We start from the raw sequence: 24,921 nt of genomic DNA, 5'->3' as shown, positions 1-24,921 counted from the left end.
TGGCGGCCTCAGGCGAGCCCCGCGGGCGCCTGCAGGGGCAGGCGGATCTCGAACCGCGCACCGCCCCGCGTACCGGCGCTCAGGCCCAGGCGGCCAGCCTGGTTTTCCACCGCGCGACGGCTGATGGCCAGGCCCAGGCCGAAGCCGCCGGTGGCACGGTCACGGCTGCGATCCAGGCGGTAGAAGGGCTCGAAGACTCGCTCGCGCTCGGCCTCGGGGATGCCTTCGCCATCGTCTTCCACCGCGATCAGCAACGTCTCGCCGTCACGGCGGACCGTTACCCAGACCTCACGCTGGCAATAGCGCAGCGCATTGCCGACGAGATTCTGCAGGGCGCGGGCCGTGAGCCGCGGGGCCAGCTCGACCCGCATGGGCGCCTGCACCATGTCCAGGTGCACCTCGACGCCGCGACGCTCCTGCTCCTCGGCGAAGTCGGCCAGCACGCTGTCGAGAAAGGCTTCGAGATCCAGGCCCAGGCGTTCGGGCGGCTGCTGACTGCTCTGCAGCCGGGCGAAGGACAGCAGTTCGTCGACCAGGGCATCCAGTTCGCGGACGTGGCGCACCAGTTGCTCCAGCTGGCGGTGGGTCTCGGCGGGCAGTGGATCGGCCTGCAACAGTGCCAGGCCGAATTCCAGACGCGACAAGGGCGTGCGCAATTCGTGGGAGACGGCGTTGAGCAGGTCGCGCTGCTGGACGATCAGCGCCTCCAGCTCCTGAGCCATGTCATCGAAGGCCCGCGCCAGCTCGCCGACATCCGAGCGCGGCGAGATGGCCGTACGCTCGCCCAGATGGCCCTTGCCCAGTCGTGCCGCGGTGCGCCGCAGCCGTTCCAGGTCGCGCCAGTGCGGACGTAGCCAGACATAGAGACAGATCAGCAGGGCCGCGCCGATCAGGGCGTTCATCGCCCAGTAGGTCAGGGCGATGTCGGTGGGCGCCTCGGGGATGCTGATCCACAGCACCTGATCTGCCGGCAGCGGCACCAGGGCCGCACTGGGTTCGCCATAGTCACCCAGGCGTACCCGTCGCTGGCCGGCAGCGAGGTCTGAGCGCTCCTCCAGACTGAGGGCCTGATCGTCGCGCGGGACCAGGCGCAGGCTGATGGGCGCCAGCTCCGCGGCCAGTTCGTCCTGCAGCGCCGGCCAGCGCTCCGGCGGCGTGGTGGTGAAGGCGCGCTGAACCAGGCTGAGCGGACCGTGCAACTGCTCCAGGGTATAGCGGCTGTAACGCTCGTCGAACACCTTGAGCAGCGCCTCGGGTACCAGGTAGCTGGCGGCGCCGTAGGTCACCAGCAGGATGAGGTAGAGGCGGACGAGGATCTTGAGCATCTATTCCCACTCGGCGCGAGACAGCAGATAACCCTTGCCCCAGACGGTCTTGATCCGTCGCGCTTCGCCAGGATGCTCCTCGAAACGACGGCGCAGCTTGGAGATGGCCACGTCCACCGAGCGGTCGACGCCGTTGAATTCGATGCCGCGCAGTTGCTGGATCAGCTGGTCGCGGCTGAGCACCTCGCCGGCATGGCGCATGAGGACTGCCAGCAGGTTGAATTCAGTGGACGACAGCTCCACCAGCTGGTCGCGCCACCAGACCTGGCGCTCGCCCGGCAGCAACCGCAGCTGGCCGATAACCAGGCGATCATCGGTGGCCACCTCGCCCAGCTGGCAGCGGCGCAGCAGGGTGCGGATGCGCGCCAGCAGCACCCGCGGCTCGCAAGGCTTGCTGACGTAGTCGTCAGCACCGATCTCCAGCCCCAGCACCTGGTCGTGGCTGTCGTCCAAGGCGGTGAGCATCAAGATCGGCAGGCCCGGCTGGGCGGCGCGCAGCTGGCGGCAGACCTGCAGGCCATCCAGCCCCGGCAGCATGACATCGAGCACCACCAGCTGCGGGCGCAGTCGCTGCACCGCGGCCAGGGCCTCGTCGCCACGGCCGATCACGGTCACGGCATAGCCCTGGCGACCCAGGTAGGTGGCGATGAGGTCAGCCAGGGCGGCGTCGTCTTCGACGATGAGCAAGGGGATCACGGCAGCTCTTCATGGCGGCAAAGCCCGAGCATAGCCGAGCGCAGCACCGGCGGGCGCAGGCCTTAACACTCTTTCACAAGAGACCTACAGACGTTTACAGGGTGGCCTGCGCGAGGCGCCTACCATGACGCTCTTCTAGAGGAAGCCCCGATGTCCCCGATCCGCCCTGCCCTTGGCAGCCTCGTGCTGCTCTGTCTGCTGCTCGCCGCCTGCGACCGTCCGGCCGAGGAAGCCGCCGCCCCGCCCGCGCCCAGGGTGCAGGTGGAGACCCTGCACCCCAAGCCCCTGGCCATCGCCAGTGAATTGAGTGGCCGCCTGGTGGCGCCACGGACCGCGGAAGTACGGGCACGGGTCGCCGGCATCGTGCTGCAGCGGGTGTTTCGCGAGGGCAGCGAGGTCAAGGCCGGCGAGGTGCTGTTCCGCATCGACCCGGCGCCGCTGCAAGCCGAGGTGGACAGTGCCGCCGCGGCCCTGCGCAAGGCCGAGGCCAGCGCCTTCCAGGCGCGGCGCCTGGCCGAGCGTTATGCGGCACTGGTCGAGAGCGAGGCGATCAGTCGCCAGGAGCAGGACAACGCGCGTGGCGCCAGCCTGCAGGCGGAGGCCGAGGTGGCGGCGGCCCAGGCGGCGCTCAAGCGGGCGCGGCTGAATCTGGGCTATGCCACGGTCACCGCGCCCATCGCCGGGCGCATCGGCAAGGCGCTGGTCACCGAGGGCGCGCTGGTCGGCCAGGGCGATGCCACACCCCTGGCGATCATCCAGCAGCTGGACCCCATCCATGCCGACGTCACCCAGTCGACCCGCCAGCTCAAGGCGCTGCGCGATGCCCTGCGGGACGGCCGGCTGCAGCAGGTGGCGCCGGATCAGGCACGGGTAACACTGCTGCAGGAGGATGGCAGCCCCTACCCCGAGAGCGGCCGCCTGCTGTTCGCCGATCTCACGGTGGACGCCAACACCGGGCAGATCACCTTGCGCAGCCAGTTTCCCAATCCACGGCGCGACCTCTTGCCGGGCAGCTTCGTGCGGGTCCGCTTGGAGCAGGCGCGCCTCGATCAGGGTTTGAGCGTCGCCCAGCAGGCGGTGCAGCGCAGCGTCGATGGCGGGGCCCAGGTCTGGGTGGTGGATGCCGAAAACCAGGTCGCCCTGCGCGAGGTGCGCCTGGGCCCGGTGATCGAAGGTCGCTGGGTGGTGGAGTCCGGCCTTGCTGCTGGTGAGCGCGTACTGCTCTCCGGTCTGCAACAGGCGCAGCCGGGCCTGGTGGTGGAACCCCAGGAAGCCCAGGCCGCCACGGCGGAGGTGCGCTGATGGCCAACTTCTTCATCGACCGCCCGGTGTTCGCCTGGGTGGTGGCGCTGTTCATCCTGCTCGCCGGGCTGCTGGCCATCCCGCAGTTGCCGGTGGCCCAGTACCCCAATGTGGCGCCGCCACAGATCGAGCTGTACCTGACCTATCCGGGCGCCTCGCCGCAGACCCTGGACGAGAGCGTGGTCAGCCTCGTCGAACAGGAACTCAATGGCGTCAATCACCTGCTCTACTTCTCGTCGAGCAGCAGCCAGGGCAGCGCCACCCTGACCGTGACCTTCCAGCCCGGTACCGATCCGGAACTGGCCAAGGTGGACATCCAGAATCGCCTCAAGGTGGTGGAGCCGCGCCTGCCGCGGGCGGTCACCCAGCAGGGCATCCAGATCGAGGAGACTTCGGCCGGCTACCTCATGTTCGTCACCCTCTCCGCCACCGACGAGCGCCTCGACACCACCGCCCTGAGCGACTACCTGGCGCGCAACGTGGTCAACGAACTGCGCCGCCTGGACGGCGTGGGCAAGGCCCAGCTGTTCGGTGCCGAGCACGCCCTGCGCGTCTGGCTCGATCCCAGTCGCCTGGTGGCGGTCGGCCTGACCCCGGCGGACGTGACCCGGGCCATCGCCGAGCAGAACGTCCAGGTGGCGGCCGGCAGTATTGGCGAGCTACCGGCCCCCGCTGGCCAGGAACTGACCGCGCCGGTGCTGATCAAGGGCCAGCTCAGCGACCCCACGGAGTTCGCCGGCATCCTGCTGCGCGCCGGAGCCGACGGTTCCAGCGTGACCCTGGGCGACGTGGCCCGGATCGAAGTGGGCAGCCAAAGCTACAATTTCGGCACGCGGCTGGACGGCAAGCCTTCGGTGGCGGTGGGGGTGCAGCTGGCACCCACCGCCAACTCCCTGGCCACCGCCCAGGCCGTGCGCGCCAAGCTGGCCGAGCTGTCCCAGTATTTTCCACCCGGGATGAAATACGACATTCCCTACGACACGGCGCCCTTCGTCGAGATCTCCATTACCCAGGTCATCCATACCCTGCTGGAGGCCATGGCGCTAGTGTTCGCGGTGATGTACCTGTTCCTGCAGAACCTGCGCTACACCCTGATCCCGACCCTGGTGGTGCCGGTGGCGCTGCTGGGCACCTGCGCCGTGCTCCTGGCGCTGGGCTATTCGATCAATGTGCTGACCCTGTTCGGCATGGTGCTGGCCATCGGCATCCTGGTGGACGACGCCATCGTGGTGGTGGAGAACGTCGAGCGACTCATGGCCACGGAGGGCCTCGATCCACGCGCGGCCACCCGCAAGGCCATGGGCGAGATCTCCGGCGCCATCGTCGGCATCACCCTGGTGCTGACCGCGGTCTTCGTGCCCATGGCCTTCATGAGCGGCTCGGTCGGCGTCATCTATCGCCAATTCTCGGCGTCCATGGCGGTGGCCATCCTTTTCTCCGCCTTTCTCGCCCTGAGCCTGACCCCGGCGCTGTGCGCCACCCTGCTCAAGCCGATTGCCCAGGGTGCCCATGCCCGCAGCGGCTTCTTCGGCGCCTTCAATCGGGGCTTCGAGCGCCTGACCGGCGGTTTCGAGGGCTGGGTGGCCCGCGCCATCCGCCGCCTGCTGCCCAATCTCGTGCTGTTCGCCGTCCTGCTGGCGGCCCTGATAGCGCTCTATGGCCGGCTACCCGGTGCCTTCCTGCCCACCGAGGATCAGGGCTATCTGATCACCGACATCCAGCTGCCGCCCGGGGCCACTCAGGAGCGCACTCTCAAGGTGATCGAGCGCCTGGAGCGCCATTACGCCGAGGAGCCGGGGGTGGCCAACGATCTCGTCCTGCTCGGCTTCAGCTTTTCCGGCAGCGGCCAGAACGCCGCCCTGGCCTTTACCACCCTCAAGGACTGGTCCGCCCGCGGCCCGGCCGATTCCGCCGCGGCCATCGCCGAGCGCGCCAATGCCGCCCTGGCCGGCGAAAGCGAGGCCTTGGGCTTCGCCGTGCTGCCACCGCCGGTGGAAGGCCTGGGCACCTCCAGCGGTTTCGAGGTGCGCCTGCAGGACCGGTCCAATCGCGGCCAGGCGGCGCTCAAGGCAGCGCGGGATGAATTGCAGGCCAAGCTGGCGGGCAATCCGATCATCGCCTACGTGCGGGAAACGGCCCTGGCCGACAGCGCCCAGGTGCAACTGGTGGTGGATCGCCGCCAGGCCGCCGCCCTGGGAGTGGGTTTCGCCGCCCTCGGCGAGACCCTGGGCACCGCCCTGGGCTCCAGCTACGTCAATGACTTTCCCAATCGCGGCCGGATGCAGCAGGTGATCGTGCAGGCCGAGCTGGGCAGCCGCAGCCAGGTGGACGACCTGCTGCGCCTGGAGGTGCGCAATGAGCACGGGCGCATGGTGCCCCTGTCCGCCTTCGTCAGCGCCGACTGGACCCAGGGTGCGGCGCAACTGTCGCGCTACAACGGCTATCCGGCCATCAGCCTGTCCGGCGAGCCGCTGCCCGGTCACACCACCGGCGAGGCCATGGCCGAACTGGAACGCTTGGCCGCGGAGCTGCCACGGGGCTTCGCCCTGGAGTGGACGGCGCTGTCGTTGCAGGAACGCCTCTCCGCCGGCCAGGCACCGGTGCTGCTGGGGCTGTCGCTGCTGGTGGTGTTCCTCTGCCTCGCCGCCCTCTACGAGAGCTGGTCGATTCCCACCGCGGTGCTGCTGGTGGTGCCCCTGGGGGTGTTAGGCGCGGTGCTGGCGGTGACCCTGAGGGGCATGCCCAACGATGTCTTCTTCAAGGTCGGCCTGATCACGGTGATCGGCCTGACGGCGAAGAACGCCATCCTGCTCATCGAATTCGCCAAGAGCCTGCACGACGGCGGCATGGACCTGTACCAGGCCACCTGCCGTGCCGCCCGGCTACGCCTGCGGCCCATCGTCATGACCTCACTGGCCTTCATCCTCGGCGTGGTACCGCTGGCCCTGGCCACCGGCGCCAGCTCGGCGAGCCAGCAGGCGGTGGGCACCGGGGTGATCGGCGGCATGCTCAGCGCCACCCTGGCGCTGATCTTCGTGCCGGTGTTCTTCGTGCTGGTGCTGCGGGTGGTGGGGCGATTGCGGCGCAATCCGGAGCAGCGCCCTGACTAGATCCGGCCTGCTGTCGCGGATGGCCAGCCTTCGCGGTGGGTCATCCGTCGCGTTTTCCACCGAGACCTAAAGCCGCACCCGGTGGACAAGGCTGCGACCCGGTCCAGGCTACGCCCTATCCAAGTCTTACAACCCCAGGTCGCTCAACCCCGGATGATCGTCCGGCCGCCGCCCCTGGGGCCAGTGAAACAGCCGTTCGGCCTCGCTGATCGGCAGGTCGTTGATACTGGCGTGACGCTCGGCCATCAGGCCCTGGTCGTCGAAGTGCCAGTTCTCGTTGCCGTAGGCGCGGTACCACTGGCCGTCTTCATCCCGCCATTCGTAGGCGAAGCGCACGGCGATGCGCGCGCCGTCATGGGCCCACAGCTCCTTGATCAGCCGGTACTCGTGCTCGCGCTGCCACTTGCGGGTGAGAAAGGCCTCGATGGCGGCGCGGCCCTGGAGGAAATCCGAGCGATTACGCCAGCGGCTGTCGGCGGTATAGGCCAGGGCCACCTTGGCCGGATCGCGGCTGTTCCAGCCGTCTTCGGCGGCGCGGACCTTTTGCTGGGCGGACTCCAGGGTAAAGGGAGGAACGGGGGGACGGGCAGCGCTCATGGGGACTCTCCTTGGCAGATGAGGCCCCAGTGTCAGGCCGCAGCGGGAGTGTCACAAGGTCGATCACCCCACGGATCTGGCCAAGTCGCTCAGAGCCTGTTCAAAGTCTGCTGCGCGTCGGCCAAACAGCGTTAAAGAGGCCTTCGGAATGCTCATTTACCACGCGTAAACTCCGCTTCCTCAGGCCTCTTCGCCTTGTTTGTCTCTAGCTCGCGAGACTCTGAATAGGCTCTCAGACCTCGACCAGGCGATAGTGCAATCCCCGCACCACCGCCTCGACCCGGTTGCGCGCGCCCAGTTTGCGGGCGGCGGAGTTGAGGTGCAGGTTGATCGTGGCGGTGGAGCGGTTGAGGGTCGCGGCGATGCGCTTGGCGGTCAGCCCCTTGGCGGAATACTGCAGGCATTCACGCTCGCGCGGTGTCAGGCGGATCTGGCCGCAGCGCCGCTCGGCGGGCGCGAGCAATTCGTCGGCGCGGGCCTGGAAGGCATGGGCGAGGACCAGAAAGGCGCCTAGACAGGCTTCGCCGGCGGCCTCGGCGTCCGGGGCATCGGCATCGAGGATGCCGGTCAGGGTGGCGAAGGCACCGCCGGGCAGGTGCAGCGGTACCGTCACCCCGGTAGCGAGGCCGCTGTCCCGCACATAGCAGGTGACCGGCCGATGACTGTCACCCAGATACTCGCGCAGGGCGCTACGGGTTTCGCTGCGAAACGACCAGACGAAGGGTGCCGCGCGCCGGCTGGCGCACTGCTGCACCGGATCGATCTGGTAATAGCCGCGCTCGCACCAGAAGGCCTGCATGTCCGCCGGGGCGTTGCGCACCTTGAACACCGAGGGCGTGATGAGCACCCCCTCGTGGCTCAGCGGCACCGGGGCGTAGTCGTAGATCAGCGCCTTGCAGCCGAGGCGATCAGCGCTGGCCTGCACCGTATCCAGACAGGCGTCGAGCGTGGGCAATCCGACGAGGCGGCGGCTAATGGTGAGCAGATCGGCATGCATCTTGGAGCTCCTCCCCTGGATCACGATGGGGAACGCGAAGCAAAGGTTCTGCCAGTCACGCCAGCGCTGCTGCAAACCTAGCACTTTTATGGATGGGGCCCGCATCCACCCTGGCCTAGAGTCGAGCCTACCCCGCCCCTTCGAGGAAGCCCCCATGACTCAGCACGCTCCGTCCGGCGACAGCGCCGACCTCGCCCGCTTCGGCTACACCCAGGAACTCAAGCGCCAGCTCGGGCTGAAGGACCTGCTGATCTACGGTCTGGTGTTCATGGTGCCCATCGCCCCCTTCTCCATCTTTGGCGGGGTGTTCGATGCCAGTCATGGCATGGTGCCCCTCACCTACCTCATCGGCTTCGTCGCCATGCTGTTCACCGCGGTCAGCTACCAGCAGATGTCGCGCGCCTTTCCGGTGGCCGGCTCGGTCTATGCCTACGTCGGTCGCGGCCTGCATCCGGCGCTGGGCTTTCTCGCCGGCTGGGCCATCCTGCTCGACTACCTGCTGGTACCCACCCTGCTCTATGTGATCGGCGCCAACGCCATGGCAAACGTCATCCCAGCCATTCCCCAGCCGCTGTGGATCGTTTTCTTCGTCGGCCTCAACACCCTGGTCAACCTGCGTGGCATCGAGACCACCGCCCGCGCCAACCGGCTGTTCCTCTATGGCCAGCTGGCGGTGCTGCTGGTGTTCGTGGTGCTGGCGTCCCTGGCCATCAGCCGCGGGGTCAACGGCGCCGAATGGACCTTGAAGCCGCTGTACAACTCCCAGGAATTCTCCCTGCCGCTGATCTTCAGCGCCCTGTCGGTGGCGGTGCTGTCCTTTCTCGGCTTCGACGCCATCTCCACCCTCTCCGAAGAAACCCGCGGCGGCAGCCGCGTGGTGGGCCGCGCCACCCTACTGGCCCTGACCCTGGTGGCCGCGCTGTTCATGGTGCAGACCTGGCTGGCCGCCCTGCTGCAACCCAACCTGATCCAGTACCCCGACGCCGATGCCTCGAACAACGCCTTCTACGAGATCGGCCGACTGATCGCCGGCCCCTGGTTGCAGGTGGTGATCGCCCTGGCGGTGGCCATCGGTGCCGCCATCGCCAATGCCCTGGTGGCTCAGGCCGCCACCTCCCGGCTGCTGTTCGCCATGGCCCGCGACCGCCAACTGCCGCAGTTCCTGCGCCAGATCCATCCCAAGACCCGGGTGCCGCAGCGCGCCATCCTGCTGGTGGCGGCCCTGAGTCTGGTGCTGGGACTGTTCTTTGTCGGCCAGATCAACCTGCTCGCCTCCATGTGCAACTTCGGTGCGCTGACCGCCTTCCTGCTCCTGCATGTGGCAGTGGCCTGGCATCACCGCGGCTCCGGTCGCCCGCTGCTGTACGCCCTGGTCCCGCTGGTCGGCTTCATCGTCCTCGCCTATGTGCTGTTCAACGCCGACATCTACGCCAAGGTCGGCGGCAGCTGCTGGATGGTGCTGGGTCTGGCCGTGCTGGCCTTCCTCAGGCTCAGCGGCCGGACCACGGAATTCAAGGCGAACGACGCCGTCCATTAGGCACAGACCCGCCGCGGAGGCTCCCGATGATCAAGACCCTGCACAGCCAGCACTGCCATTGCGGCTGGGATCACAGCCTCGCCCCGGCGCTGGAGGTCGCGCCGGGCGAGACGGTGAGCTTTGCCTGCCGTGACGCGGCGGACGGCCACTTCCACGCCCACTCCAGCGCCGCCGACGTCGCCACCCTGCCCTTCGAGCGGGTCAATCCGGTCTGCGGCCCGCTGTGGATCGAGGGTGCCGAGCCCGGTGATGTACTCAAGGTGACGCTGGACAGCTTCACCCCCAGCGGCTTTGGCTGGACCGCCAACATACCCGGCTTCGGCCTGCTCGCCGACCAGTTTCCGGACCCGGTGCTGCAGCTCTGGCATTACGACCGCAGCGGGCAGACACCGGCCGCCTTCGGCGAGCTGGCGCGGGTCCCGCTCAAGCCTTTCGCCGGCACCCTGGGGGTGGCTCCTGCTGCGCCAGGTCTGCACTCGGTAGTGCCACCGCGGCGGGTGGGCGGCAACCTGGATATCCGCGACCTGGCCGCCGGCACCAGCCTTTACCTGCCGGTGGAGGTAGCCGGGGCGCTGTTTTCCATCGGCGATACCCATGCTGCCCAGGGCGATGGTGAGGTCTGCGGCACCGCCATCGAGACCGCCATGGCGGTCACCGCGACCTTCGAGCTGATCAAGCAGCAACCGCTGGCCATGCCGCGCTTCAGCACCCCGGGGCCGGTCACCCGCCACCTCGACGGCGCCGGTTACGAGGTCTTCGCCGGCGTCGGGCCGGACCTGCTGGCTGCGGCGCGCATGGCCGTCAGCGGCGCCATCGACTGGCTCGGGCAGACCCGCAACCTGCCGGCGGAACAGGCCTATCTGCTCTGTTCGGTCTGTGGCGACCTGCGCATCAGCGAGATCGTCGACGTGCCCAACTGGGTGGTTGGCTTCTATTTCCCGCGGATCGTGTTCGAATAGTCTGGCGCCCGCCGCGGCAACGTCCCCCACAGCGAGGCGATGACGATCAGCAGGCCGCCCACCCAGCCCCAGAGGCCCAGGCGTTCGTCCAGCCAGAAGCTGGCGAACAGCGCGCCGAACAGCGGCTCGGCGCCCATCAGCAGGGCGACGCGGGTGGCGCTGGTGCGGCCCAGGGCATAGTTCTGGGCAAGAAAGGCGCCCAGGGTGCAGAACAGCACCAGGTAGCCGGTGGCGAGCCAGAAGCCTGGCTGCACGGGCAGCGGCGCCAGACCCGGGCCCAGGACGAACAGCAGCAGACAGGCCAGGCCCACCACGCCAGTCTGCACCGCAGTCAGCGCCAGGGCCGGCACCGGGGCACTGGCCTGCTGCAGACGCCGGCGCACCACGCAGACGTTGACCGCTCGTAGCACGGCCGCCAGCAGGATCAGGCCGTCCCCCAGGTTGAAGCTCAGGGTCACCCCGCGGGTCAGCAGCCCGGCGCCCGCCACCGCCAGCGCCGCGGCGCCCAGGGCGCGGGCCTCGGGGCGCTGGCCGAGCAGCCACCACTCGGCGAAGGGCGTCAGGGCCACGCAGAGGCTGATGAGAAAGGCGGCGTTGCTGGCGCTGGTCAGGGCCACGCCATAGGTCTCGGCGAGAAAGATCGCCAATAGCAACAGACCGGTCGGTATTCCTGGTCGCCAGGCCCGTCGGCCCTCGCCCCTCAGGGTGGGCAGCAACAGCGCCGCGGTGAGGCAGAAACGCAGCGCCAGGTAGCCCAGCACCGGATAGAGCACCACGGCGTCCTTGACCACGGCATAGCTGGTCCCCCAGACCAAAGCAGTGGCGAGCAGCAGGCCTTCGGCGAGGCCGAAGGTGGGGCGTTGCGACATGACGGTTTCTCCTTGAACAGACCGCCAGTGTGCCCACATCAGGTATGCACCATAAGCTCGTTCGCGTGTATAGCTCTTGTTCCGCCAGGGAAGCAATGACAGTCTTCCCGACCCCATTGCTTCCCGTGTATTTTGGTATGGACCTTCTGCGCGCCCTTCCCCTGTTGCCCTGCATGGTCGCCTTCGCCAAGGTGGTGGAGACCGGCAGCTTCACCGCCGCCGCCCGGCTGCTGGACGCCACGCCCTCGGCGGTCAGTCGCCAGGTCGCACGGCTGGAACGGGAGCTGGGGGTACGCCTGTTGCAGCGCACCACCCGCCAGCTGCGCCTGAGCGAGGCCGGCCGCGAGGTGCTTGGCCACTGCCGCCAACTGCTGACCGCCGCCGGCGCGGCACTGGACAGTGGCCTGCAGCACCGCGAAGAACCTCGCGGCCAGGTGCGGCTGGCGGTGCCCAAGGCGGTCGGCTACCGGCTGATAGCGCCGCTGCTGCCGGACTTTTTCCAGCGCTATCCCGAAGTGGATCTGCAACTGCGCCTGGACGACCGCCCGCTGGACCCCATCGCCGACGACCAGGATCTGCTGGTGCGCATCACCGAGCAGCCGCCTGCCGGCTTCGTCGCCCGACCGCTGCGGGAGATGGACTTCGTGCTCTGCGCCAGCCCGGCTTATCTAAAAGGGCGCGGCACGCCGCAGCAGCCCCAGGCACTGGCCGAACACGATTGCCTGTACCTGGGCGAAACTCCGGGCGACCAGCGCTGGCAACTGCGCCGCGGCAACCGGGTGGAAAGCGTGACGGTGCGCGGCCGCCTGGCCTGCAATCACAGCGGCGTGCGCCTGGAAGCCACCCTCGCCGACCTCGGCATCGCCTGCCTGCCGGCCTTTGCCGCCGAAGCCGGCCTGGCCGACGGCAGCCTGCTGCGGGTACTGCCCGACTGGCAATACCTTGGCCCCTACCAGGGTACCGCCTGGCTGCTCTATCCGCCGGATCGCCAGTTGCCGGCGGCGGTCAGGGCGCTGGTGGATTTTCTGCTGGAGCGGCTCGGGCCAACCCCAGGCTCAGGCTAGCACCGCCACCGACTTGAGCTGCGCCCAGACCCGGCTGCCCGGCTGCAACGCTAGCCGCTCCCGCGAATAGCGGGTGATCCGCGCCAGCAGCGCCGTGCCGCCCAGGTCCAGGCGCACCAGCACCTGGGCCGGCGAACGGGTCGGGGCGATCTCGGCGACGGTGGCCGGCAGCACATTGAGGATGCTGCTGTGCTGGCGTTCCAGGCTGAGGCTGACATCCCGCGCCAGCACCTTGATGCGCAGCCCCTGCCCGGGCGGCAGCGGCGCATGGGCGAGCAGCACGCGCTGCTCGCCCGCCAGCCCTAGGCTGAGCAGGCCGTAGTCCGGGTCATGGCCGAGCACCCGCCCTTCCAGCACCACCCCGGCGTCGTCGGCCAGGGCGATGGGCAGGTCAAGGCGTGCCAGCACCTCGGTGGTCGGCCCACTGGCCAGCACCCGGCCCCGCTCCAGCAGCACCAGGTGATCGGCCAGCCGCGCCACCTCGTCGGGGGCATGGCTGACATAGAGGATCGGCAGTGCCAGTTCCCGGGTCAGGCGTTCCAGGTAGGGCAGGATCTCGGCCTTGCGCTCGGCGTCCAGCGCCGCCAGGGGTTCGTCCATCAGCAGCAGCCGCGGACTGGTCAGCAGCGCGCGGGCGATGCCGACCCGCTGGCGCTCGCCGCCGGACAGACGCGCCGGCATCCGCGCGAGCAGTCCCTCGATGCCCAGCAACTCGACGACCTGCTCCAGCGCCAGCCGGCGCGCGGCGGGCGCCACCCGCTTCCAGCCGAACAGCAGGTTGCGGCGCACATCCAGGTGCTCGAACAGATTGGCGTCCTGGAAGACGTAGCCCAAGGCGCGCCGGTGCGGCGGCAGGAACAGGCCGCGGTCGCTGTCCTGCCAGGTCTCGCCGGCCACCACCAGGCGCCCGCGGGCCGCGGGTTCGAGGCCGGCCACGCACCTCAGGCAGCTGGTCTTGCCCGAGCCCGAGGGGCCGAACAGCGCGGTGACGCCGCTGCCGGGCAACGCCAGGTCCACGTCCAGCGTGAACCCCGGGTGCGTGAGTTGGAATCTCGCCGCGAGACTCATGTCCAGGCCGACCGCCCGCGGCGCCCATAGAGCAGCAGCAGGATCACGAAGGAGAAGGCCAGCATGCCGCCGGCCAGCAGGTGCGCCTGGGGATACTCCATGGCCTCCACGTGATTGAAGATCTGGGTAGAGACCACCTGGGTGCGCCCGGGGATGTTGCCGCCGATCATCAGCACCACGCCGAATTCGCCCACGGTATGGGCGAAGCCGAGGATGGCGGCGGTGACGAAGCCCGGCCGCGCCAGCGGCAGCACCACATGGAAGAAGGTATCCAGGGGGCCGGCCCTGAGGGTAGCCGCCGCTTCCAGGGGACGTGGACCGATGGCCTCGAAGGCGTTCTGCAGCGGCTGCACCACGAAGGGCAGCGAATAGAACAGCGAACCCACCACCAGTCCGGCGAAGGTGAAGGGCAACCGACCCAGGCCCAGCGCTTCGGTCAACTGCCCCACCCAGCCTTCCGGCCCCATGGCCAGCAGCAGGTAGAAGCCGATCACCGTGGGCGGCAAGACCAGCGGCAGGGCCACCAGGGCGCCGACGGACCCCTTGAGCCGGGAGCGGGTGCGCGTCAGCCACCAGGCGAGGGGCGTGCCCAGCACCAGCAGCAGCAGCGTGGTCACGCTGGCCAGTTCCAGGGTCAGGCGGATCGCCGCCCAGTCCGCCGCGCTCAGGGTCATGGGATCACTGCCGGTAGCCGTAGGCCTTGAGCACCGCGGCCGCCTGGGGTCCCTTGAGATAGGCCAACAGCGCCTTGGCCGCCGGCTGCTCTTGGCCCTTGTCCAGCAATACGGCGTCTTGGCGGATCGGCTCATAGAGCGCGGCCGGCACGATCCAGGCCGAGCCTTCCTTGATCTTGCCGTCCTGGTAGATCTGCGACAGGGCGACGAAGCCCAGCTCGGCATTGCCGGTGGCGACGAACTGGTAGGTCTGGGTGATGTTCTGGCCTTCCACCCGCTTGGCCGCCACCGCCTCGGTCAGGCCCAGCTTGGCCAGCACCTGGGTGGCGGCCAGGCCATAGGGCGCGGTCTTGGGATTGGCCACGGCCAGGTGGGTGAAGGCGTTCTGCTTGAGTACCGCGCCCTCGCCGTCCACATAGCCAGGCTTGGGCGACCAGAGCGCCAGGGTGCCGATGGCATAGGTGAAGCGCGAGCCCTTGACCGCCGCGCCTTCGCTTTCCAGCTTGGCCGGAGTGGTGTCATCGGCGGAAAGAAAGACCGCGAAGGGCGCGCCGTTCCTGATCTGGGTATAGAGCTGGCCGGTGGCGCCGCTGGAAATCACCAGCTGATGACCGGTGTCCCGGGTGAACTGCTCGCCGATGGCCTTGAGTGGCGCGCTGAAATTGGCGGCCACGGCCACTTGGACCTCGTCGGCCAGGGCGGGGGTGGTCAGGGCCGCGGAGAGCAGCAGCAGCGACAGGCGGGAACGGCTAGACAGCATCGGGTTTTCTCCATCAGGGGTTGGGCGTGAGGCTGACGGCACTGAAAACAACGTTCAGGCCTCCCGCAGCAACGAGACAAAAGAAAACGCCGCTGGGTTTCCCCAGCGGCGTTTCGGCGGACGCTTACGCCAGCTTCTTGTACTTGACCCGCTTGGGTTGGGCCGCGGCCTCACCCAGGCGCTTCTTGCGATCGGCTTCGTACTCGGTGTAGTTGCCTTCGAAGAACACCACGTTGGAATCATCCTCGTAGGAGAGGATGTGGGTGGCGATACGGTCGAGGAACCAGCGGTCGTGGGAGATCACGATGGCCGCGCCGGGGAAGTCCAGCAGGGCGTCTTCCAGGGCCCGCAGGGTTTCCACGTCCAGGTCGTTGGAGGGTTCGTCCAGCAGCAGCACGTTGCCGCCCTGCTTGAGGGTCAGCGCCAGGTGCAGACGCCCGCGCTCACCGCCGGAGAGGTCCTTGACGAACTTCTGCTGGTCGGCGCCCTTGAAGTTGAAGCGCCCCACGTAACTGCGCGAGGGCACCTCGTAGTTGCCGATCTTGATCACGTCGGAGCCGTCGGAAACCTGCTCCCAGACGGTCTTGGTGTCGGACAGGTTCTCGCGGCTCTGGTCGACGCTGGCCAGTTGCACGGTGTCACCGATCTCGATGCTGCCCGCGTCCGGCTGCTCCTTGCCCATGATCATGCGGAACAGGGTCGACTTGCCGGCGCCGTTGCCGCCGATGACGCCGACGATGGCGCCCTTGGGCACCACGAAGCTCAGGTCGTCGATCAGCAGGCGATCACCATAGCCCTTGCTGACGTTCTTGAATTCGATGACCTTGTCGCCCAGGCGCTGACCGGCAGGGATATAGATCTCGTTGGTCTCGCTGCGCTTCTGGAATTCCTGGGACTGCATTTCCTCGAAGCGCTGCAGACGGGCCTTGGACTTGGACTGGCGGGCCTTGGCACCGGAGCGCACCCATTCCAGTTCGGCCTTCATGGCCTTGGCGTGGGCGGCTTCCTGCTTGGCTTCCTGGGTCAGGCGCGCGGCCTTGGATTCCAGCCAGCCGGAGTAGTTGCCCTCGAACGGGATGCCCTGGCCGCGGTCCAGTTCCAGGATCCAGCCGGCGACGTTGTCGAGGAAGTAGCGGTCGTGGGTGATGGCCACCACGGTGCCGGGGAAGTCGTGCAGGAAATGCTCCAGCCAGGCCACCGAGTCGGCGTCCAGGTGGTTGGTGGGTTCGTCCAGCAGCAGCATGTCGGGGGCCGACAGCAGCAGGCGGCACAGCGCCACTCGGCGCTTCTCGCCACCGGAGAGCACACCGACCTTGGCGTCCCAGGCCGGCAGGCGCAGGGCGTCGGCGGCGACTTCCAGCTGGCGCTCCAGGTTGTGGCCGTCGGCGGCCTGGAGGATGGCTTCCAGCTTGGCCTGCTCGGCGGCCAGGGCGTCGAAGTCGGCGTCCGGCTCGGCGTAGGCGGCATAGACCTCGTCCAGGCGGGCCTGAGCCTGCTTGATCTGACCGACCGCTTCCTCGACCACCTCACGAACCGTCTGCTCGGGATCAAGTTTCGGTTCCTGCGGCAGATAACCCACATTGATACCGGGCATCGGCCGCGCTTCACCTTCGATCTCGGTATCGACGCCGGCCATGATGCGCAGCAGCGTCGACTTGCCCGCGCCGTTCAGACCGAGCACGCCGATCTTGGCGCCGGGAAAGAACGACAGGGAGATGTTCTTGAGGATTTCACGCTTGGGCGGCACGACCTTGCCGACCCGGTGCATGGTGTAGACGTATTGAGCCATGGGAGAACCTTGGGACCGGAATGAAAAACAGGGGACACAGTATGGCGTCAGCAGCGAACGCTGTCGAAACCCCGCGCGACGAAAGCGCCGACGCTGATCACGCGGAAAAAACCGGCGGAGACACCGTCCGGTCCCTTATCATAGGCCATCCCTGCCCCGCGGAACCGGGCGCAGCCGAACGGCCATCGCCTCTGCAGGAACGCAGTCCGTCGTGAATAGCCCGCCCTCCTCGCTGCCGGAAGAGCCGCTCGCCCCCTCCTCGCGACGCCTGACCCGCGGTCTGCTGATCCTTTCGCTGCTGGCCATGCTGGCCCTGATGTTCTGGCAGGCCTTCGCCAGCGTGGCCGAGCGCGAGGCCCTGCGTCGCGAACAGCTGGAAGGCCTGACCCGGCAACTGGCCAACACCGTCGAATTCGGGCTGGCGCTCAAGGCCCAGGCCGTGCGCAGCACCCTGCGCTGGTCGCTGGATCCAACCCTGCCGCTGGCGCCCAATCTGCTGCTCAGTCTCAAGGACTTCTTTCCCGGCCTGCAACAGGTGCGCTGGCTGCCGGCCAATGCCAACCTGCGCGCCGCGCGCCTGGGTGATACGCCAGACGCCGCCTTCATCCAGCAACTGATCGCCCGCAGCGGTCAGGCCGACTTCCGCTACGGCTACAACGCCGAGGCCAGCGCCGCGCCCCTCTATGTGCTGCTGGCCGGCGATCCTCAATTGCAGGACGGCTGGTGGGTGCTGACCAGCGCGCCCCTGCTCGAATCCCTGTGGCGGCCGAGCCGGGTGCCATCGGGCCTCGACTGGCGCCTGGAGGATCGCACCCAGGGCACCCTGCTGTTCCGCGTCGGCGCGACCCCGGCGGCGAGCGGCATCGACGAGGTCCGCCAGGAGCTGGCCTACAGCAACTGGCAGGTGGTGGGTACCCATCCCGGCGAAGACGTGGGCGCCACGTTGCTGGGCGCCTCCTTCGGCCGCCTGGCGCTGTTCAGCCTGTCCGGCCTGGTGGCCGCCATCCTGCTCTACCTGCTGCTGCGCGAAGAACAGGGCCTGCGTGCCCTCACCCTCGCCTCGCGGCGTGGCTTGCGCCTGGCGGGCACCGCCCTGAACGGCATCGAGGAAGCCGTCTGCATGACCCAGGCCGATGGCCGCCTGGTCCATGTCAACGCCACGGCCGGCCGTCTGCTGGGCATCGCCCCCGACGACGCCCAGCAGTATTTCCTTGCCAGTCTGTTACCCCCGTTGGTTGCCCTGACGCCCGCCGAGCGGGACAGTGGTGCCCTGATCAGCCTGACGGTGGAGGGGCAGCCACGCCGTTTCACGGTCAGTTGCCATGCCCTGGCGGACAGCCAGCCCAGCGCCCGGGTCCTGCGTGACCGTACCCAGACCCAGGACGGTTTCGTCTGGGTGCTGCGCGACGTCACCGACCAGCAGCGCAACCTGGACACCATCCAGACCACCCGTCAGCGCTATGAGAACATCTTCAACGGGGTGCACACCGGCATCTGCGTGGTCGATCTGAGCGCCATCTGGCCCCGCATGCGCGACCTGGGGCTGGAGCGCCCCGAGCAACTGGCGGAGTTGTTCGCCCGCCAGCCCGATGTGCTGGATACCCTGGGTCGCCAGGTACGCATCACCGAGATCAACCAGCGCGCCCTGGAAATGCTCGGCATCGAGCACCTCGACCAGGCCTGGGCGCGGCTGGTAGGTGACTCCCACGTCCAGCTCGGTGGCAAGCGCTACCGCCTGCTGGCCGGCCTGCTCTCCGGCCAGCAGGTACTGGAACTCGAGACCTGCATCAGCACCGCCGAGGGCGAACGGCACCTCTGGCTGACCATGCACCTGCCAGCCGACCCCAGGCACCTCGACGCGACCCTGCTCAGCCTCAACGACATCACCCAGCGCAAGCTGGGCGAATTGCGCCTGCTCGAGCGCGACAGTTTCTGGTCGAATCTGATCAGCGCCATCCCCGACACCCTCTACACCTATGACGTGGCCAGCGGCGAACTGACCTACGAAAGTCGTTCACTGGCCCTCAAGCTCGGCTATCCGCCGGAGGCCTTTGCCAGCCTCGGTCGCGCGCGCCTGCACCCGGATGACCTCGAACTGCACGAGCGGGTGGTGAGCATGCGCCCGACGCTCTCCGACCAGCCCAGCAGCAGTCTCTTGCGCTGGCAGCACCGCAACGGCGGTTGGCGCTGGTTCGACGTGCGCGAGCAGCGCCTTGCCCGTGCGGCGGACGGCACCGCGGCGAGCGTGGTCGGGCTGGCCCTGGATGTCACCGATATGGTGCGGGCCAGCGAGCGCCTGCGCGAAAGCGAGAATCGCTACCGGCAGCTGGCGGAAAGCATCAGCGACGTCATCTTCACCACCGACGCCCAGCTGGTGCTCAACTACATCAGTCCCTCGGTGGAGGAATTGCTCGGCTATCCCGTCGGTGAGCTGCAACAGCGCACCCTGGCCGAACTGGTGGTGCACTCGCGCCAGTGGCAGGAGGTCCGGCGCACCCTGCAACGGCTGCTGCGCAGCCTCGACAATCCACGCGCCCTGGCCGAGTTGCGCCGTGAGCACTTCGCGCCCCTGGTGCTGGACTGCCTGCACGCCCAGGGGCATACCCTGCAGATCGAGCTGCGCCTCAAGCCGCTGTGGGACGACCACGAGCGCTTCGCCGGCCTGCTCGGCATCTGCCGCGACATCTCCGCCCAGCGCCGCACGGACAAGGACATGCGCATGGCGGCCACGGTGTTCGACCACTCGGCCGGCGCCATCCTGGTCACCGACCCGGCGGGCTACATCGTGCGGGTCAACCGCACCTTCACCCGCATCACCGGCTTCAGCCCCGAAGAGGTGTTCGACCAGCAACCGATGATGCTTTGCGCCGACAAGCAGGAAGCCAACCAGCTGCAGCACGTGATGCAGCAGCTGCGCACCGAGGAGAGCTGGGAAGGCGAACTCTGGCAGCGCCGGCACGACAACGAGCCCTACCCCTCCTGGGTCGGCATCACTGCCATCCGCGACGACGACGGCGACCTGATGAGCTATGTCTGCTTCTTCGTCGACATCAGCGAGCGCAAGGCCAGCGAAAGACGCATCCACCGCCTGGCCTACTACGACGCCCTGACCCTGCTGCCCAACCGCACCCTGTTCCAGGATCGCCTGCACAACGCCCTGCAGCAGAGCCGCCACAACGGCAGCTGGGTGGTGCTGATGTTCCTCGACCTCGACCGCTTCAAGCCGATCAACGACAGCCTCGGCCACGCCGCCGGCGACCGCCTGCTCAAGGAGGTGGCCATGCGCCTGACCGCCTGCGTCGGCACCGAAGACAGCGTGGCGCGCATGGGGGGCGACGAATTCACCCTGCTGCTTTCCGGCCTGGAAACCCGCGAGGCCGCCCTGGCCCAGGCGATCCGCGTCGGCGAGCTGATCCTTACCCAGCTGGCCGAAGCCTTCATCCTCGAAGGCCGCGAATTCTTCGTCTCCGCCAGCATCGGTATCGCCCTGTCGCCCCAGGACGGTAGCGAGCTCAGCCAGCTGATGAAGAACGCCGACACGGCCATGTACCACGCCAAGGAGATGGGCAAGAACAACTTCCAGTTCTACCAGGCCGAGATGAACGCCCGCGCGCTGGAACGCCTGGAACTGGAAGCCGATCTGCGCCATGCCCTCCTGCAGGGGGAGTTCCGCCTGCACTACCAGCCGCAGTATCGCTGCGACACCCGCCGCCTGACCGGGGTCGAGGCCCTGCTGCGCTGGGAGCACCCGGTGCGCGGCCACGTCTCGCCGGCGGAGTTCATCCCGGTGCTGGAGGAGATCGGCCTGGTGGTCCAGGTGGGCGACTGGGTGATCCGCGAGGCCTGCCGGCAGATGCGCGAATGGCACGCCGCCAAGGTGCGCATCCCCAAGGTCTCGGTGAACCTCTCCGCCCGCCAGTTCAGCGATGGCCAGCTCGGCCAGCGCATCGCCGCCATCCTCGCCGAGACCGGTCTGGCACCGGCCTGCCTGGAAGTGGAACTGACCGAGAGCATCCTGATGCGCGACGTCGGCGAAGCCCTGCAACTGCTGGGCGAACTCAAGGGCCTGGGGCTGTGCATCGCGGTGGACGACTTCGGTACCGGCTACTCGTCGCTCAACTACCTCAAGCAGTTCCCCATCGACATCCTCAAGATCGACCGCAGCTTCGTCGACGGCCTGCCCCACGGCGAGCAGGATGCCCAGATCGCCCGGGCCATCATCGCCATGGCCCACAGCCTCAACCTCTCGGTGATCGCCGAAGGGGTGGAAGAGCAGGAGCAGCTGGACTTCCTCTGCACCCACGGCTGCGACGAGGTCCAGGGCTTCCTCTTCGATCGCCCCTTGCCGCCGGACCTGCTGCGCCAGCGCCTGGAACGTCAGGGTCTGTTTCCCGTGCTGACATGAGACCGGTGGCGCCACCGCATGACTGGCGCTCATACCTCAGAGTTCCCGCGATGGGGTAGAATGTTGCCCCTCACGAGCCCAACCGGGTTCGCTCTTCGCCATGCCTCAGGGGACCCTGCCGCCATGTTCAGCCGTGAAACCACCCTCGCCCGCTTCGACGCCGACCTGTATGCCGCCATGCAGCAGGAAGCCCAGCGTCAGGAAGATCACATCGAGCTGATCGCTTCGGAAAACTACACCAGCCCGGCGGTCATGGAAGCCCAGGGTAGCGTGCTGACCAACAAGTACGCCGAAGGCTATCCCCACAAGCGCTACTATGGCGGTTGCGAATACGTCGACGTGGTCGAGCAACTGGCCATCGACCGCGCCAAGCAGCTGTTCGGCGCCGACTACGCCAACGTCCAGCCGCATTCCGGCTCCCAGGCCAACTCGGCCGTGTACCTGGCGCTGATCGAAGCCGGCGACACCATTCTCGGCATGAGCCTGGCTCACGGCGGCCACCTGACCCACGGCGCCACCGTGTCCTCGTCAGGCAAGCTGTACAACGCCGTCCAGTACGGCATCGACGAGCAAGGCCTGATCGACTACGCCGAGGTCGAGCGCCTGGCCCAGGAGCACAAACCCAAGGTCATCGTCGCCGGTTACTCCGCCTACTCCCAGGTGCTGGATTTCGCCCGCTTCCGCGCCATCGCCGATGCCGTGGGTGCCTACCTGTTCGTCGACATGGCCCACTTCGCCGGCCTGGTCGCCGCCGGTGTCTACCCCAATCCGGTGCCCTTCGCCGACGTGGTCACCAGCACCACCCACAAGACCCTGCGCGGCCCGCGCGGCGGCCTGATCCTGGCCAAGGCCAACGAAGCCATCGAGAAGAAGCTCAACTCGGCGGTCTTCCCCGGCGCCCAGGGCGGTCCGCTGATGCACGTCATCGCCGGCAAGGCGGTGTGCTTCAAGGAAGCCCTGCAGCCCGAGTTCAAGACCTATCAGCAGCAGGTGATCAAGAACGCCCAGGCCATGGCCAGCGTGTTCATCGAGCGCGGCTTCGACGTGGTCTCCGGTGGCACCGACAACCACCTGTTCCTGCTCAGCCTGATCAAGCAGGAAATCACCGGCAAGGACGCGGACGCCGCCCTGGGTCGCGCCTTCATCACCGTGAACAAGAACTCGGTGCCGAACGATCCGCGCTCGCCCTTCGTCACCTCCGGCCTGCGCATCGGCACCCCGGCCGTCACCACCCGTGGCTTCCAGGAAGCCGAGTGCCGCGAGCTGGCCGGCTGGATCTGCGACATCCTCGGCAACATGGGCGACGAGTCGGTGATCGATGCCGTGCGCGAGAAGGTCAAGGCCGTCTGCGCCCGCCTGCCGGTGTACGGCAAGTAAGAGGCACGCCTCCCCCTCTCCCCCCAGGGAGAGGGCCGGGGTGAGGGAAACCCCAAAAAACGAGCCCCGACCAATCGGCCGGGGCTCGTTGCATTTCCAGCAGGGTCGTCAAGGCAGCCAAGCCGGACCCTGGCGCACGCCGGACGGAAGACCCCGGAAACGAAAAAACCCCGGCCAGTGCCGGGGTTTTTCGTTGTCAGGCGACAATCAGGCGCTTACAGGACCTGCAGATCGCCCAAGCCATCCAGGTAGCGCTCGGCGTCCAGGGCGGCCATGCAACCGGCACCGGCCGAGGTGATCGCCTGGCGGTAGGTGTGGTCGGCCACGTCACCGGCGGCGAACACGCCCGGGACGTTGGTGGCGGTGGCATTGGCCTCGCGACCACCCTTCACCACCAGGTAGCCGTCGTGGCTGTCCAGCTGGCCTTCGAACAGCGCGGTGTTGGGCGTGTGGCCGATGGCGACGAACAGACCGGCCACCTGCAACTCCTCGGTGCTGCCGTCGTTGTTCTTCAGACGCACTCCAGTGACGCCCATGTTGTCACCCAGCACCTCGTCGACGCTGGCATTGAGCTTGAGCACCATCTTGCCTTCGGCGACCCGGGCGCGCAGCTTGTCCTGCAGGATCTTCTCGGCGCGGAAGGTCTCGCGGCGGTGGATCAGGGTCACCTTGCTAGCGATGTTGGCCAGATACAGAGCTTCCTCGACCGCGGTATTGCCGCCGCCGACCACCGCCACCTCACGGTTGCGATAGAAGAAACCGTCGCAGGTGGCACAGGCGGACACGCCCTTGCCCATGAAGGCTTCTTCGCTGGCCAGACCCAGGTAGCGGGCGCTGGCACCGGTGGCGATGATCAGGGCGTCGCAGGTGTAGGTGGCGCTGTCACCCTTGAGGGTGTAGGGCTTGCCACCGAAGTCCACGGCGTTGATGTGATCGAAGACGATCTCGGTCTCGAAGCGCTCGGCGTGCTCGCGCATCCGCTCCATCAGTGCTGGACCGGTCAGGTCATGGGGATCGCCAGGCCAGTTGTCGACCTCGGTGGTGGTGGTCAGCTGGCCGCCCATCTGCATGCCGGTGATCAGCAGCGGCTTGAGGTTGGCCCGGGCGGCATAGACCGCGGCCGTGTAACCGGCCGGACCGGAACCGAGAATGATGAGGCGCGAATGGCGCGTGATGCTGGCTTCAGACATGACATTCTCCCTGCCGGGGTCTCCGGCAGACCTAAGAGTAAAGTGGCCCGCGCGCCGTTGGGGCGCACCGGCCGGTGTGCGTGCGGAGCCGTTCCGCGAGCGCCCATCGCTCCTGGCGAGGGCGCGACCGGTGTCGACGGGCGGACACCGGGTCCAAGGATGGGCTCAGCCTAACGGGCATGGCCCTTCCATAGAAGCGAGCATTCTAAATCCAGACCATAGGGTGCGCCTATGTCGACCGCTTCGCCAATGGCGCCCTGAGGTAAGCTGTGCCTTCCCGCCACCTGTCAGGAATGTTCATGGCTGTTGCTCCCCTGTCCGGCTCCGCCTACTTCGCCGAAGGCCTGCGCCTGGTGACCCGCCCCGGCATGCGCCGTTTCGTGGTCATCCCGCTCACCATCAATCTGCTGCTCTACGCCGCCATCCTCACCTTCGCCGTACGGGGCTTCGAAGGCTGGCTGGACCAACTGATGCCGAGCCTGCCCGCCTGGGCCGGCTTCGTCGAATGGCTACTCTGGCCGCTGTTCGTGCTCTTGTTGCTGGCGATCATCTTCTTCACCTTCACGATGCTGGCCAACCTGGTCGCGGCGCCCTTCAACGGCTTTCTTGCGGAAAAGGTCGAGGTGCTGGTGCGCGGGCAGGATGATTTCCCATCCTTCAATCTCACCGAGCTGGTCACCATGGTGCCGCGCACCTTGCAGCGTGAACTGCGCAAGCTGGGCTACTACCTGCCACGCGCCCTGGGCCTGCTGGTGCTGACCTTCATCCCCGGTCTCAACCTGATCGCCGCACCGCTGTGGATCCTGTTCGGCGTCTGGATGATGGCGGTGCAGTACATCGACTTTCCCGCCGACAACCACAAACTGGATTTCCGCAGCATGCTCGCCTGGCTGCGCACCCGCCGCCTGCGCTGCCTGGGCTTTGGCGGGGTGACCTACCTGGCGCTGCTGGTGCCCGGCCTGAACGCCCTGTTCATGCCCGCCGCCGTGGCCGGGGCGACGCTGTTCTGGGTGCGTGAGGAAGGCAACAAGGCGCTGGTGGTGCGCTCCTGAGCCCTGCTTGCCGGACGTCCCAACACACCCTATCCCGACAGCGACTCCCGATTGTTGGGCTTCGGCGATACAGCCGCCTCAACCCAACCTTGTATCTCTCCCGGGTAATGGGATTAGCTACCTCATTACCCGGAGCCGGCTAAGCACCTG

The 24,921-nt window shown here is 67.8% G+C and carries 18 protein-coding genes; 8 read left to right on the top strand and 10 right to left on the bottom strand.

Annotated features, from left to right (window positions below; all coding sequences use genetic code 11):
- Nucleotides 1-8: 8 nt before the first annotated feature.
- Nucleotides 9-1,325: an ATP-binding protein gene (locus C722_RS0103030; protein WP_017639085.1), complete on the bottom strand. Its 1,317-nt coding sequence runs from the start codon at nucleotides 1,323-1,325 to the stop codon at nucleotides 9-11.
- The gene (locus tag C722_RS0103025) at nucleotides 1,326-2,021 is read right to left on the bottom strand and encodes a response regulator transcription factor (RefSeq protein WP_017639084.1); all 696 of its coding nucleotides are present in this window, start codon (nucleotides 2,019-2,021) and stop codon (nucleotides 1,326-1,328) included.
- Between the two features lie 150 nt (nucleotides 2,022-2,171).
- Between C722_RS0103025 and C722_RS0103020 the strand changes: the two genes are divergently transcribed.
- A complete protein-coding gene (locus C722_RS0103020) occupies nucleotides 2,172-3,323 on the top strand; it encodes an efflux RND transporter periplasmic adaptor subunit (RefSeq protein WP_017639083.1) in 1,152 nt (383 codons plus the stop codon).
- A complete protein-coding gene (locus tag C722_RS0103015; RefSeq protein ID WP_017639082.1) occupies nucleotides 3,323-6,433 on the top strand; it encodes a multidrug efflux RND transporter permease subunit in 3,111 nt (1,036 codons plus the stop codon). Before C722_RS0103020 ends, C722_RS0103015 begins: the two co-directional genes overlap by 1 nt.
- A 126-nt stretch (nucleotides 6,434-6,559) precedes the next feature.
- Here C722_RS0103015 and C722_RS0103010 read toward each other — a convergent pair whose 3' ends face one another.
- The gene (locus C722_RS0103010) at nucleotides 6,560-7,030 is read right to left on the bottom strand and encodes a nuclear transport factor 2 family protein (RefSeq protein WP_017639081.1); all 471 of its coding nucleotides are present in this window, start codon (nucleotides 7,028-7,030) and stop codon (nucleotides 6,560-6,562) included.
- A gap of 232 nt (nucleotides 7,031-7,262) precedes the next feature.
- Nucleotides 7,263-8,027 (bottom strand): LuxR family transcriptional regulator, encoded by a 765-nt coding sequence (locus tag C722_RS0103005; RefSeq protein ID WP_017639080.1) that lies wholly within the window; start codon nucleotides 8,025-8,027, stop codon nucleotides 7,263-7,265.
- A gap of 154 nt (nucleotides 8,028-8,181) precedes the next feature.
- Here C722_RS0103005 and C722_RS0103000 point away from each other — a divergent pair, with 154 nt between their 5' ends.
- Both C722_RS0103000 and C722_RS0102995 read left to right on the top strand, forming a co-directional pair.
- On the top strand, nucleotides 8,182-9,564 hold the full coding sequence (locus C722_RS0103000) for an APC family permease (RefSeq protein WP_017639079.1): 1,383 nt from the start codon (nucleotides 8,182-8,184) through the stop codon (nucleotides 9,562-9,564).
- A 26-nt stretch (nucleotides 9,565-9,590) separates the two neighbouring features.
- Nucleotides 9,591-10,523, top strand: coding sequence for an acetamidase/formamidase family protein (locus C722_RS0102995; protein WP_017639078.1), 933 nt, complete (start codon nucleotides 9,591-9,593; stop codon nucleotides 10,521-10,523).
- Here the strand turns inward: C722_RS0102995 and C722_RS24550 are convergent.
- Complete coding sequence (locus C722_RS24550) at nucleotides 10,496-11,392, bottom strand: DMT family transporter (RefSeq protein WP_017639077.1); 897 nt, start codon at nucleotides 11,390-11,392, stop codon at nucleotides 10,496-10,498. The two genes, C722_RS0102995 and C722_RS24550, sit on opposite strands and share 28 nt — an antisense overlap.
- 137 nt (nucleotides 11,393-11,529) lie before the next feature.
- Here C722_RS24550 and C722_RS0102985 point away from each other — a divergent pair, with 137 nt between their 5' ends.
- The gene (locus C722_RS0102985) at nucleotides 11,530-12,456 is read left to right on the top strand and encodes a LysR family transcriptional regulator (protein ID WP_026083609.1); all 927 of its coding nucleotides are present in this window, start codon (nucleotides 11,530-11,532) and stop codon (nucleotides 12,454-12,456) included.
- Here C722_RS0102985 and modC read toward each other — a convergent pair.
- The 4 genes from modC to ettA form a co-directional block, all read right to left on the bottom strand.
- On the bottom strand, nucleotides 12,448-13,524 hold the full coding sequence (gene modC, locus C722_RS0102980; protein WP_037063009.1) for a molybdenum ABC transporter ATP-binding protein: 1,077 nt from the start codon (nucleotides 13,522-13,524) through the stop codon (nucleotides 12,448-12,450). The genes C722_RS0102985 and modC overlap by 9 nt on opposite strands.
- Nucleotides 13,521-14,198 (bottom strand): molybdate ABC transporter permease subunit, encoded by a 678-nt coding sequence (gene modB / locus C722_RS0102975; protein ID WP_017639074.1) that lies wholly within the window; start codon nucleotides 14,196-14,198, stop codon nucleotides 13,521-13,523. The genes modC and modB overlap by 4 nt, the downstream gene beginning before the upstream one ends.
- Nucleotides 14,199-14,202: 4 nt before the next feature.
- The gene (gene modA / locus C722_RS0102970) at nucleotides 14,203-14,958 is read right to left on the bottom strand and encodes a molybdate ABC transporter substrate-binding protein (protein WP_017639073.1); all 756 of its coding nucleotides are present in this window, start codon (nucleotides 14,956-14,958) and stop codon (nucleotides 14,203-14,205) included.
- 124 nt (nucleotides 14,959-15,082) lie between these two features.
- The gene (ettA, locus tag C722_RS0102965; RefSeq protein WP_017639072.1) at nucleotides 15,083-16,747 is read right to left on the bottom strand and encodes an energy-dependent translational throttle protein EttA; all 1,665 of its coding nucleotides are present in this window, start codon (nucleotides 16,745-16,747) and stop codon (nucleotides 15,083-15,085) included.
- A gap of 211 nt (nucleotides 16,748-16,958) precedes the next feature.
- Here ettA and C722_RS0102960 point away from each other — a divergent pair, with 211 nt between their 5' ends.
- Nucleotides 16,959-21,152, top strand: a complete 4,194-nt coding sequence (locus tag C722_RS0102960) for an EAL domain-containing protein (protein WP_017639071.1) — start codon at nucleotides 16,959-16,961, stop codon at nucleotides 21,150-21,152.
- Between the two features lie 123 nt (nucleotides 21,153-21,275).
- On the top strand, nucleotides 21,276-22,529 hold the full coding sequence (gene glyA, locus C722_RS0102955) for a serine hydroxymethyltransferase (RefSeq protein WP_017639070.1): 1,254 nt from the start codon (nucleotides 21,276-21,278) through the stop codon (nucleotides 22,527-22,529).
- Between the two features lie 215 nt (nucleotides 22,530-22,744).
- Here glyA and trxB read toward each other — a convergent pair whose 3' ends face one another.
- Nucleotides 22,745-23,719, bottom strand: a complete 975-nt coding sequence (gene trxB, locus C722_RS0102950; protein ID WP_017639069.1) for a thioredoxin-disulfide reductase — start codon at nucleotides 23,717-23,719, stop codon at nucleotides 22,745-22,747.
- A gap of 299 nt (nucleotides 23,720-24,018) precedes the next feature.
- Here trxB and cysZ point away from each other — a divergent pair, with 299 nt between their 5' ends.
- Nucleotides 24,019-24,771, top strand: coding sequence for a sulfate transporter CysZ (gene cysZ / locus C722_RS0102945; RefSeq protein WP_017639068.1), 753 nt, complete (start codon nucleotides 24,019-24,021; stop codon nucleotides 24,769-24,771).
- Nucleotides 24,772-24,921 lie beyond the last annotated feature (150 nt).

Origin of the sequence: Pseudomonas sp. 313, from assembly GCF_000316965.1 — a bacterium.
Lineage (GTDB): Bacteria > Pseudomonadota > Gammaproteobacteria > Pseudomonadales > Pseudomonadaceae > Chryseomonas > Chryseomonas benzopyrenica.
The sequence above is the reverse complement of the archived record's forward strand: the minus strand, read 5'-3'. Positions and strand labels throughout refer to the sequence as shown.

Bases quoted from the DNA above. Each gene is read 5' to 3' on its own strand.
- modC (WP_037063009.1), bottom strand. From the start codon at position 13,524: ATGAGTCTCGCGGCGAGATTCCAACTCACGCACCCGGGGTTCACGCTG.
- C722_RS0103005 (WP_017639080.1), bottom strand. From the start codon at position 8,027: ATGCATGCCGATCTGCTCACCATTAGCCGCCGCCTCGTCGGATTGCCC.
- cysZ (WP_017639068.1), top strand. From the start codon at position 24,019: ATGGCTGTTGCTCCCCTGTCCGGCTCCGCCTACTTCGCCGAAGGCCTG.
- C722_RS24550 (WP_017639077.1), bottom strand. From the start codon at position 11,392: ATGTCGCAACGCCCCACCTTCGGCCTCGCCGAAGGCCTGCTGCTCGCC.
- C722_RS0103030 (WP_017639085.1), bottom strand. From the start codon at position 1,325: ATGCTCAAGATCCTCGTCCGCCTCTACCTCATCCTGCTGGTGACCTAC.
- C722_RS0103010 (WP_017639081.1), bottom strand. From the start codon at position 7,030: ATGAGCGCTGCCCGTCCCCCCGTTCCTCCCTTTACCCTGGAGTCCGCC.
- modB (WP_017639074.1), bottom strand. From the start codon at position 14,198: ATGACCCTGAGCGCGGCGGACTGGGCGGCGATCCGCCTGACCCTGGAA.
- ettA (WP_017639072.1), bottom strand. From the start codon at position 16,747: ATGGCTCAATACGTCTACACCATGCACCGGGTCGGCAAGGTCGTGCCG.
- glyA (WP_017639070.1), top strand. From the start codon at position 21,276: ATGTTCAGCCGTGAAACCACCCTCGCCCGCTTCGACGCCGACCTGTAT.
- C722_RS0102985 (WP_026083609.1), top strand. From the start codon at position 11,530: ATGGACCTTCTGCGCGCCCTTCCCCTGTTGCCCTGCATGGTCGCCTTC.
- trxB (WP_017639069.1), bottom strand. From the start codon at position 23,719: ATGTCTGAAGCCAGCATCACGCGCCATTCGCGCCTCATCATTCTCGGT.
- C722_RS0103020 (WP_017639083.1), top strand. From the start codon at position 2,172: ATGTCCCCGATCCGCCCTGCCCTTGGCAGCCTCGTGCTGCTCTGTCTG.
- modA (WP_017639073.1), bottom strand. From the start codon at position 14,958: ATGCTGTCTAGCCGTTCCCGCCTGTCGCTGCTGCTGCTCTCCGCGGCC.
- C722_RS0103000 (WP_017639079.1), top strand. From the start codon at position 8,182: ATGACTCAGCACGCTCCGTCCGGCGACAGCGCCGACCTCGCCCGCTTC.
- C722_RS0102995 (WP_017639078.1), top strand. From the start codon at position 9,591: ATGATCAAGACCCTGCACAGCCAGCACTGCCATTGCGGCTGGGATCAC.
- C722_RS0103015 (WP_017639082.1), top strand. From the start codon at position 3,323: ATGGCCAACTTCTTCATCGACCGCCCGGTGTTCGCCTGGGTGGTGGCG.